Origin of the sequence: Flavobacterium sp. UBA6135 (assembly GCF_002428305.1) — a bacterium.
Classification (GTDB): domain Bacteria; phylum Bacteroidota; class Bacteroidia; order Flavobacteriales; family Flavobacteriaceae; genus Flavobacterium.
The window spans coordinates 38722-50459 of record NZ_DIVJ01000019.1 but is presented as its reverse complement, the minus strand read 5'-3'; the positions used below and the strand labels follow the sequence as shown (position 1 = coordinate 50459).

Annotated in this window: 7 protein-coding genes; 3 read left to right on the top strand and 4 right to left on the bottom strand. The window is 34.6% G+C overall.

Annotated features, from left to right (window positions below; genetic code table 11):
- Both B3L86_RS05720 and B3L86_RS05715 read right to left on the bottom strand, forming a co-directional pair.
- Nucleotides 1-3370: lamin tail domain-containing protein (locus tag B3L86_RS05720; RefSeq protein WP_291116173.1), on the bottom strand; the 3370-nt coding region annotated here is incomplete at its 3' end.
- A 219-nt stretch (nt 3371-3589) separates the two neighbouring features.
- On the bottom strand, nt 3590-5842 hold the full coding sequence (locus B3L86_RS05715; RefSeq protein ID WP_291116172.1) for an inorganic phosphate transporter: 2253 nt from the start codon (nt 5840-5842) through the stop codon (nt 3590-3592).
- Nucleotides 5843-6236: 394 nt separating this feature from the next.
- Between B3L86_RS05715 and B3L86_RS05710 the strand changes: the two genes are divergently transcribed.
- The 3 genes from B3L86_RS05710 (at nt 6237) to B3L86_RS05700 (ending at nt 9698) form a co-directional block, all read left to right on the top strand.
- Nucleotides 6237-8261 carry a thioredoxin domain-containing protein gene (locus B3L86_RS05710; protein ID WP_291116170.1) on the top strand — a complete coding sequence of 675 codons (2025 nt, stop codon included), beginning with the start codon at nt 6237-6239 and terminating at the stop codon, nt 8259-8261.
- A gap of 54 nt (nt 8262-8315) precedes the next feature.
- Complete coding sequence (locus B3L86_RS05705) at nt 8316-8780, top strand: YtxH domain-containing protein (RefSeq protein WP_291116168.1); 465 nt, start codon at nt 8316-8318, stop codon at nt 8778-8780.
- Between the two features lie 81 nt (nt 8781-8861).
- Nucleotides 8862-9698 carry a mechanosensitive ion channel family protein gene (locus tag B3L86_RS05700; protein ID WP_291116166.1) on the top strand — a complete coding sequence of 279 codons (837 nt, stop codon included), beginning with the start codon at nt 8862-8864 and terminating at the stop codon, nt 9696-9698.
- Here the strand turns inward: B3L86_RS05700 and tsaB are convergent.
- On the bottom strand, nt 9695-10357 hold the full coding sequence (gene tsaB, locus B3L86_RS05695; RefSeq protein WP_291116164.1) for a tRNA (adenosine(37)-N6)-threonylcarbamoyltransferase complex dimerization subunit type 1 TsaB: 663 nt from the start codon (nt 10355-10357) through the stop codon (nt 9695-9697). The genes B3L86_RS05700 and tsaB overlap by 4 nt on opposite strands.
- Nucleotides 10358-10445: 88 nt before the next feature.
- The gene (locus B3L86_RS05690) at nt 10446-11738 is read right to left on the bottom strand and encodes an efflux RND transporter periplasmic adaptor subunit (protein WP_291116162.1); all 1293 of its coding nucleotides are present in this window, start codon (nt 11736-11738) and stop codon (nt 10446-10448) included.

The window sequence follows — 11738 nt, the reverse complement described above, 5'->3', positions numbered from 1 at the left end:
TTAATGGCGTTGGGGTGTTGGCAATTACATCAAAATCCAAAATCACAATCTCAAAAGAGGCAGAATTTGAAACACATCCGGTAACGGCATCTTGAACCACAACTTCATAGTTTCCTACCGGTAAATTGGTAAAAGTAGGACTTGCTTGAAATATTCCGTTTGTAACACTATACACAAATTGGCTACCTAAAGGTGAAGTCACTTCTATACCGCCCGTTGTATTTTGACATCCTGCTTGAAACAACTGAAAGGATGGAACTGCCGGATTTGCCGGTAAATTGTCAATGGTTTGATTGGTAGGGTTGGAAATACAACCCGTAGTGCTATCTTGAACTAGGATGGAATAATTACCCGGAAGTAATCCTGAAAAAACAGGACTTTCTTGAAAAGCACCACCATTTATAGCATAATTGAAAGTATTTCCAACTGGAGATTGTACTTGAATGGAACCCAAAGGCTGAAAACAACTAGGCTGTTGAGCACTCACTACAGGAGCATTCGGATTAGCTGGAATTGAATTTATTAGAACATTCACAGCGGTTGAAACGCATCCGGAAACGGCATCAAGAACAGTTAAAGAATAATTCCCGGAAGGAAGACCGGCAAAAGTGACAGAAGATTGATAGTTAATCCCATCTAATGCATATTGATAGTTGACACCTATAGGTGAAAGTACTTCGATAGTTCCTGTTGGTATTATACAATTCGGTTGAGCAAGCACTGAAAATGTTGCCTCCGGAACAACTGCTATTGGGTCAATAACAATCGTAATGCTATTGGAAACACATCCTGTTGTGGTATCAAGTACCGTAACGGGATAAGTTCCCGGTGGTAATCCTACAAAAATGGGACTAGTTTGATAAGTCACACCATCAATACTGTATTCATAAGCAGATGTTAAAAACTGATAAGCACCTATATTTGAATAATCTTGTGGATCAATTGCCAACCAATCAGAAGGATTCCAAATTAAACTTGGCGGATTAGAATTGCTTAACCTTCTGTAAGTATAGCCCGGAAGATTTGATGGTGTAAAAGCAACACCATCGGTTCTACCCCATAAATCTATCTCAACATCAGTATTTGTTGTTAATCTGATATTATCGTTATTATTGATGCCCGAACAAGATGCGACAACCAAATTAGGGATCACTCCTCCTTGATTAACAACAGAACCTACTGAAACAACATACACACTATTATTCGCTAAAATACCTGACAGTGGAATCTCACACGAAAAAAATGCATTGCCGTTATTATATATTTTGATTTTATAGTTAGCTAAATTAACCGGATTGCCGGTGCCATTAAAAATTTCTACATAAGTTAAAGCACCAACATCTTCATCAGTTACTTCAGAAATAAATAAGTTAGTTGGAGGTGGCGTTGCTGACAAAGGACTTACTACTTCAATTGACCCAACAGTTGTAACACAATTTGGTTGCGAGGTAACAATAACATCAGGTGTTGGAGGGGTGGGACTAATTTCAATAAAGAAAGAAGAACTGGCCCCATTCAAACAACCATTAGCCGTTATTAAATATACTACTTCATAAGTTCCCGGAGTGCTCAATGACGGTGAAATTGCTCCGGTCAAGGAATTAATTGCCAATCCACTTGGTGAAGCTGAAAATTGACCCCCTTCGGTAAAACCGGTAGCTAGGTTTGGCACTAACGTTGTTGAATTACTAGTGCAAACCGGAGTGGTATAATTAAATGCAGTTATTGGATCTGCGGTGGTTACTGTAACGGTTACATTTTCAGATAAAACACAGGTTACTGTAGAAGTAAAAGTAATATCATCTATAGCAAAATCATTTCCGTTTACTGTTGTAATTCTATCATATATGCAAATTTCTGCAGTGGTATTGGCTCCTGAATTCCATGTATAGCTCCGTTGCACCCAACCACAGGTTGTGGAAGGAGCAAATGCAATCCCCACTGAAAAGCCATTTATCAACACTTCAATATTAGCGGGATTTGGCATTGCAATGGTTTGTACCCAATAACTAAATGTGTAATTTTGTCCGGGCTGAACGGAAACCGTTTGACACCAAACTTTATCATTCCCTCCGTTAGAAGTTGAACCATCAACTATCATCATGTTACCTGAACCCGTTGTATGATCGAAACAATTCGAAAAAGGAGAAAACCAAGCTTGTGAATTGGTGGCAATGGTATATATTTTTTGACCTCCAGATGGGTTTGAAGGCGTATACAAATAGTCAGTAGTAAAACCAGTATTTCCTTGTGAAAAATCACCATTAAAAATTAAATTTTGGGTGGTTGATGTGCTGGAAGTAACCGTATATGTTGTTGTTTGAGTGGGTGAAACTGTTGGCGAATCGCTTGTTGGAGTCGTCAAAGAAGGGTCAGCAGGAGATGCTGTCCAATTATAAACATTTCCTCCGCTGACATTTAATGTTATGAAATCACTCAAACAAATTTCCGCATCAGGAGATACCGTTAATCCATTTGGTTGTGTAAGCACAACATTGGATAAACTCACTACGGATGGCGGAGTATTACTATCAGTAACTGACAAGGTATAAGTTCCGGGTAATAAATTATTGAAAACTCCTGTGCTGTTTGTTGCATTTACAGGACCACTTATGGAATAGGAAACATAAGGCTGCAGACCTCCGTTTCCGGAAACAATTAGTGAGGCATCATTTGCATTAAAGCAAGAAGAGTTTGTAGAAGTATAGGTTATTGAAAGCGGTTGTAACGGAGCTAGTACTGCAAAGTCATCCACAGCAAAATCATTACCAACTGCATTCGTATTATTGTTGAACAATTCTATATTAACACAAGCATTTAAAGGCACAAAACTATACACAACTTGTTGCCATCCTGCCGCCGGCAAAGGGGCCAAAGCTGAACCGGAAATTAAAGAGAAAGTACTAATATTACTAAATTGAACACCAATATCCGCTCTTGTTCCATTATCTACAACTGTTGTCGCAACCGATTTTATCCAATAACGAAAGGTATAAGTGGCTCCAATTGTCAATCCGCAAACACCACCACCTGAGTTTCCGGCTCTCCAAAATCGTTGTTGACCACCTGTGGTGTTACCGTCAATCACCATCATATTTCCGGTTCCGGTAGTGTGATCGCCACCACTAATAAAAAATGCAGTATTTAATGGTTGTGGGTTGGTTGTGAATGCATAATTTCCCGCTGTAGTAGTTCCTGAATATGGAGGCGTTAATAAAGTGTAACCCGCCCCATTTAAATTAAAGCCAACACCATTTCCACCACTTTCAAAATTGCCATTAAACAATAAATTTTGCGAAAAAGCAGGTATTGAAAAAAGTAAAAAAAGTAAAAGAATAAAATTTACTAGGGCTTTAAATGTATTATTCACGATTCTTTGAATTATTTTGAATTTTAAGACCCTTAAATTATGAAACTTCTAAATAAATAGTCTTAAAATTATTATTTTTAACCCTTTTAGCAAAAATACTTTTCAACTAAAACGTTTGCGTGACTTTTTAATTAAGTAATTACTTACGCTATTTAAATAAAAAAAATCCTGAGTTCTATAACTCAGGATTTGATATAAAATGTGAAGTATAAAAATTAATTATAACTTCGATTTTGCATGTAAGTTAAACTCCTGAAACAACTCGAGTAAGTTCATAGTCGCTTTTATTAAATCATTCGATTCTAATAGCAACGCAAAATATAACTTACTGTTTTTAGGGCTTGTCTCTACAGTTCTGATTCGTTCAATTTGTTTTTGAATCAAGTTAGAAACATGCATGTGAATTTCAGCTTTTTGTTTGATAACACCATCAAGCTTGTCAAATGTATTCTGATCAAATATGACTTGAATATCATCAAAAAGTTTTTGCAATTCTATATCAACACTTTTTAAATCTCTTATTTGATTGAATTTGAGCTGTTTGTGGTTGTTATTAACATGAGAATGACTGTTTTGAGTTATAAACCCTAACGATTGAATCATGTCTTGTAAATAACCCAATATCATGATATAAAACTTACTGGCTTCTACTGAGGTTTCGTCAAGATTTTTGATGAAATAATACACATTACTCTTAAGTTCATCAACTTCTTTTTCGAGTTTCTTAAGTGCTTTTTTATTTTCTTTTAATTTACCTAAATCTTGTAAACCTAAATTATCAATAACATCACTATAAATCTTGTTTGTAGTTCCAATTACTCTTGAAATTTGATCAGAACACTCACTTATAATTTCATTAATAGTAACAATGTCTTCTCGTTTCAATTTCAACAATTCTTCTTCTTCTTTCTTCTTCTTAGTGTGTCTTCTCGCACTTCTATAAAGCAATAAGGCTAGAGTTATTAATAACGCTATAAATGCAAACACTTCACCTATTTTTAAGAAATAGGCAACAACAAATGCAGAAACAAAAGCCACCAAAGCAGTCACAAACCATCCACCAATAACGTTAAAAACACCGGCAACTCTATAAACAGCACTCTCTCTATCCCAAGCTCTATCAGCAAAAGAAGAACCCATGGCTACCATAAAAGTTACATAGGTTGTAGATAACGGTAATTTTAATGATGTTCCTATTGAAATCAAAATACTGGCAACCATTAAGTTTACAGAAGCACGAACCATATCAAAAGCAGGTTCGTCTTTTTTCTTTTTACCTTTAACAACCGGTTTTTCAAACTGTTTATCAATTTTTAATTGCACAGATTGAGGTAAAAAATAGTTAATTCCTTGACCTAAATAAATCCCCGAACGAACTATAAATCTAGATAAAATATTTGGCGAAAAACGCTCTACACCATCACCTTGTCTTGATAAATTAACTCCTGTGTCAATAACACTTCTTGCTTTTTTTGAAGTCCATAATGTAACTACCATCACCAATCCGGCAAACAATAGAAAATAAAACGGAGCAACAATTGCCTCATCAGCCAAACCTCCCATCATGAAAGAATCTCCTGAAACACCTGAACCATTGAAAATTTGATAGGAATTAAAAGCAGCTATAGGGACACCAATAAAGTTGACTAAATCATTACCGGCAAAAGCAAGAGCCAAAGCAAATGTGCCAATAATAATAATAACTCTCAGAATATTTACCTTAAAAACACCTATTAACAATTGAGAAAGCAACGTGAAGAATAGAAAGTTAATCCCGATTATAACCCACTGATTGTCAACTATCATTTGATAATTTTCTTTTGAAATAAAAGAAACACCTTTTAATCCTTTAATCAAAATGAAAAAAGTTATGGCTGTAATGGCTAAGCCCCCAAAAATAGCCCCAATATATTTAACCCTCTTTTCATATTGAAAAGTAAATATCAGTCTGGAAATATATTGAACTAAACTACCGAGGGTAAACGATAACACAACTGACAAAAGGATACTGGTGACAATTTCTGTTGCCTTTTTGGTATTGATATAAGCACTTAAATTATCAAAAGTATCGTCTGTAGTATAAATTTTATAAAGAGCCAAACACACAGCAGCTCCTAACAATTCAAAAATAATGGATACTGTTGTAGAAGTTGGCAATCCCATTGAATTGAAAACGTCCAGAAGTAAAATATCCGAAATCATTACCGCCAGAAAAATGATCATAACGTCATTAAAACTGAACATGGAAGGGACAAAAATGCCACTTCTGGCAATTTCCATCATTCCACTTGAGAACAAAGCCCCAACCAAAACGCCTAGGCTGGCAACAATCATTATAGTTTTAAAGGAAACCGCTTTTGAACCAATTGCGGAATTAAGAAAATTAACAGCGTCATTACTAACACCTACAACTAAATCTGTAATAGCTAAGATGCCCAAAACAACAAGCATCACAATATAAATTTGTTCCATTATAATGGTTAAATAAGTTGTGCAAAATTCAGCTAACTATTTCAATTTAATGTTAAGTGAATGTTATCAATTAAAATTGAAATGATTTTATAAATTTAATAAAAAATAGCATACTAAAATCTCTAAATTATATAATTATGAACCTGTTGCAAGTCATCGAAGTCTTTGAGAGTTAGAAAATGAGTTAGAAAAAGACCACTCGAACAGCGGATATTAAGGCGACAAAATCCAAAAAAAACAATAGTTCTGCTAATGTGCAATAACAAAGTGCCGTTTTTAAAAAAGATCACTTCTATAAAACCTTTTCTAAATCTAAAGATCACTTTTGAATTAGAATAATCAATTAAAATTGTACTTTTAAGCATTCTCAAAAAGAACGCTTTTTTATAAAACCATGTCAAACGAACTACACAAAGAAACAAGTCCTTACCTACTCCAACACGCTACTAATCCTGTGCATTGGAAAGCTTGGGCACCGGAAATTTTCAAAACTGCCAAAGAAAAAAACAAACTCATATTGGTTAGTATTGGTTATTCAACCTGTCATTGGTGCCATGTGATGGAACATGAAAGCTTTGAAAATGTTGAGGTGGCAGAACTAATGAATCAAAAATTTATTGCCGTAAAAGTAGACCGTGAAGAACGCCCCGATGTGGATGCTATCTACATGAAAGCCGTTCAATTGATGACCGGTAGAGGCGGCTGGCCACTTAATGTAGTATGTCTTCCGGATGGGAAACCGGTTTGGGGGGGCACCTACTTCAGAAAAAACGATTGGACAAATACACTAGAACAACTTTACGAACTTTATGAAAACCAACCTGAAAAAATGTTGGACTACTCCGAAAAATTACACGACGGAATTGAAAATTTCGGATTAGTAGAGCAGCAATTGGCTTCAGAAGACATTGATCTTGATAAAATAAAAGACTTTATTGCCAAATGGGAAAAAAGTTTTGATTGGGAATTTGGAGGTTATACCCGTGCACCAAAGTTCATGATGCCTACCAACTACCAATTTCTACTTCAATATGGTTATTTAACAAAAAAGGAACGATTGCTTGATTATGTAAATTTGACGCTCACAAAAATGGCATTTGGGGGTATTTTTGATACAGTAGCCGGAGGTTTCTCCAGGTATTCGGTGGATTTAAAATGGCATGTGCCGCATTTTGAAAAAATGGCTTACGACAACGGTCAACTGTTATCACTCTATGCCGATGCCTATAAAATGAATAGAAACCCAATCTATAAAGAAGTAATAGAAAAAACAATTTCATTTATTGAACGCGAATGGCTTAACGAAAAAGGTGGCTTTTATTCCGCTTTAGATGCTGATAGCCTGAATACAGAAAATCATTTAGAAGAAGGTGTTTTTTATGTTTGGACTAAAGAGGAGTTGCATCACATTTTGAAAGACGATTTTGAATTGTTTAGTCAAGTTTTTAACGTAAATGAATTGGGTCATTGGGAAAACGAAAATTATGTTTTAATCCAAACGAAAACCCTTGAAGAACTGGCCAGTCAGAATAATTTAACACTAGAGGAACTTCAAGAAAAAAAGAGAAAGTGGGAAAAAAGCTTGTATTTAGAAAGAGAAAAAAGACCAAAACCAAGATTAGACGATAAATGCATAACCTCATGGAATGCTATTTTATCCAAAGGATATATTGACAGCAGTACAGCTTTAGAAAATGAAAACTATTTGAATATTGCCATCAAAAACACAAACTTCATTTTAAATCATTTAATGTCAGAATCAGGGAGTTTATTTCATACTTACAAAGGCGAAAAAGCAACCATCAATGGGTTCTTAGAAGATTATGCCTTTGTGATTGATACCTTAATAGCTCTTTATGAAACTACTTTTGATGACAATTGGCTTTCTCAAGCAAAAAATTTAACCAATTACTGCATGGATCATTTTTATGATAATGATAAAAAGTTTTTCAGATTTACTTCAAATTTAGATGCTGCTTTAATTTCAAATCATTATGAATTAGAAGACAATGTGATACCGGCTTCCAATTCAGTAATGGCATCCAACTTATTTAAATTAAGTATTTATTATGAAAACACTTTTTATGAAGCTATTGCCAAGCAAATGACAGCAAGTATTTTTGCCTCTATCGATTATCCTTCTGCTTTTTCAAATTGGCTCTCTGTTGCACTACATTTTTCGGGTTATCAAAAAGAATTAGCTATTTGTGGTGAAAATCATATTGACTTTTTAAAGGAAATAAACGCTAATTACTATCCAAAAGTTGTACTTGCAGGTTGTGATAAAAACAGTGACTTACCCTTTTTAAAAAATCGATATACCGGACCAAAAAACACATTTTATCTATGCCAAAATAAAAGTTGCTTGGCTCCAACAAACAGCATTGAACAAGTTTACAAAGATTTAAATTACTTATAATAAAATCGTTAGCTTTTTTTCGTAGATTTGACATTCACCAAAAAAATAAACACAATGGGATTAGGTAATTTTTTTAAGAATTTATTTGGCTCTGCCAAAGAAACAGCATCTGAAGTAACCGATAAAGCAGAAGCGGTTTTAGACCAAGCGAAAGAAAAAGCTTCGGAATATGCTGCCAAAGCAGAGGATTACATTGAAAAAACAGTTGAGAATGCTAAAGAGTCCTATCCTGAAGTTAAAGAGAAAGTAACAGATTTTGCCGAAAAAGCAAGAGAATCTGTAACTGATTTTGCTGAAAAAGCAGAAGAAAAGTTGGGTAATTTAGCAGATGATGTTAAGGAAAAAATCCACATCTACACGGCACCTGCTGCCGAAAAAACCGAAGAGGCTGTTTCTAAGTTTGCGGAAGAGGCGGAAGAAGTTGCAGAAGAAGTAAGAGAAAAAACAGACGAAGTAACGGAAGATTTAGAAGAAAAAATTGAAGAAGTTAGAAGAGCTGCAGATGAAAATGCGGACTAAATTTTAATCTTTTTTTAAAATAAAATAAACTTTAAAATAGTATATTGCACTCTCAAATTAAAGTTTTTGAGAGTTTTTTTTATGGATTTAATTACAGTAAACGCCGACCTTGTCACCAATTATTGGGATTATTTTACTAAAACTTTAATGGAGTATTCGCCTAGATTAATTTCTGCAGCCATCATTTTTTTTATAGGTTGGACTGTGATTAAATTAATCAAAAAATTAATCATGAGCGTCATGGTAAAACGTGAAATGGAACCAACCCTTTCAAAGTTTTTGGCTGATATTTTAATTTGGACTTTAAAAATATTATTGTTTGTAACGGTAATTTCCAGGTTGGGTGTTGAGAATTCTTCGTTTGTAGCTATTATTGGTGCTGCAGGTTTAGCAATTGGCTTGTCATTACAAGGCTCGTTAGCAAACTTTGCAGGTGGTGTTTTAATCATCATGTTCAAACCTTTTAAAGTTGGGGATTTTATTGAAGCTCAAGGCGTAATGGGAACAGTGAAACAAATTCAAATATTTGTGACGCAATTGTCAACAACAGACAATCAAACCATATTTATACCTAATGGAGCCTTATCCAACGGAACGATAATCAATTACACTTTTGCCACTACGCGTAGAGCAGATTTAACCATAGGAATAAGTTATAGTTCAAACATAAAATTAGCAAAAGAATTAGCACTAGAAGTAATGCTGAATCACCCTAAAGTTCTGGAGGATCCAAAACCAATAGTTTTAGTTCGTGATTTGGCAGACAGTTCAATAGATTTGGCCGTTAGACCGTGGTCAAAAATTGAAGACTTTTTTGAAATGCGTTCTGATATATTGGAGCAAATAAAACTTAAATTTGATGAAAATGGAATAAGCATTCCATTCCCTCAAAGAGATGTACATATCAAACAAAGCTAGCCTTTTGAAGTGTAAAACTCTTTTAAATAAAAAGGCTCAAAATAAGCTATATCAACAAATTCATTTTTCTTGAAACTAGCATAACTCAAATTACCCATTTGCAATGCAGATGGGTAATTTGCATTAGTAAATATTGTAAATTTTGGCTGATTTAAAATTCCTTCACACTTCATGGCTCCATCACCCAAAAGGGTTACTTTTCCATCTTTATTTTTATAAAAATCTTCAGAAATAATTTCCGCTTTTGTGGGACCTATTTTAATGTAATCTTTATCAAAAGTTGCCGTATACACCTCCATTCTTCTCGCATCAATCATTGGTACAATTACTCCTTCGCCTACTTGAATTTGACGTGCTAGTATTTCCATCGTATCAACAGCTATTAGTGGAATATTCGCAGCATAGGACAAGCCTTTGGCAGCTGCAACTCCAATACGTAATCCCGTATAAGACCCAGGACCCGAACTAATGGCTACAGCACTTAAATCAGAAACTTGAATAGTATGTTCTGCTAAAACTTCTGAGATAAACACATGCAATTTCTCAGCATGAGAATAACCCAAATCAGCCACTTCTCTACTGCTTATAATTTCGCCATGCAAAGCCAAAGAAACTGAACAGTTCTTTGTGGATGTTTCGATATTTAAAATATAGCACATACGTTCAATAAAGTCACAAAGATACTATAAAATAAAAAGGATTTAAAACCGAAACTTTAAATCCTTTTTTATATTAAACTCTAAAAAATTATTTTTTCTTTTTTTCTTTTTCCTCTTCCCCTTTTACAAAAACCTTATCTCCTGAATTCAACTCTTTAGTAACCATGGTATAGGAACCCACTATAATTACTTCATCCTTTTTCAAACCTTCTAAAACTTCTATATAAGTATCATCTTGAATGCCCGTTTTTATAACTCTGATTTTAGCTACATCACCAACTTTTACAAAAACGCATTCCATTTTCTTGTCTAATTTAGATGTGCCTTTAGTTTCGTCGGCTATTTCATATTTTTTTCCTCCCGTGGTATCTGTTTTTACAACTACCGAACTAATCGGAACAGCCAATACATTTTCTTTTCGTTTGGTAATAATATCAACTGTAGCTGTCATTCCGGGTCTGAAAGGCGAAAAATTTTCAGGCTTACCTTCTGTTAAATCAGCATACGATTCTTTTAAAATTCTAACTTTCACTTTAAAGTTAGTCACCTGATCAGCTGTTACAGCATTGCTGGCCGAGTTAGAAATACTAGTAACAACACCTTTAAATTGCTTTTTCAAATAAGCATCCACCTCAATATTGGTCGAATCGCCAATGTTTATTTTGACAATGTCATTTTCATTGACATCTACTTCCACCTCCATATTATTCAAATTAGCCACACGAAGAATTTCGGTTCCTGCCATTTGTTGGGTTCCAACAACGCGTTCTCCAAGTTCTGCATCTAATTTTGAAATAGTTCCGTCAACCGGAGCAAAAATGGTAGTTCTTCCTAAGTTTTCTCTGGCTTCAGTTACTGTTGCGGAAGCACTTTGAACCATATAATAAGCAGCATCTTTTGCAGCTTTAGACGATTCGAATGCAGCAACAAAACGATCCCATTCTGATTTTGAAATAACGCCTTTTTCAAAAAGTGTTTTGTTTCTTGAATAATTGGCCTGTGCTTCTCTAAATTGAGCTTCAGCCTGACTTAATCCGGCTTTTGTGTTAGACAAACTAGCAACAGAACGATTAAGTCCTGAAGTATAAAGATCTGGATTTACTCGAACTAACAACTGACCTTTTTTAACCACATCGCCTTCTTTTACAGCTAATTCAATAATCTCGCCCGAAACTTCAGAAGAAATTTTGATTTCTGATTCCGGTTGAATTTTTCCGGTAGCTGAAACAGTTTCAATTAGCGTAATGGATGTTACTTTGCTAATTTCCACTTCTTTTCCTTGGTCTTTTTTGCCTATTATACCCGCTTTTGACAACACAATTAAAAGAACAATCAACACTACAAAAACAGCAATAACTCTATATAATACCTTTTTTGACAT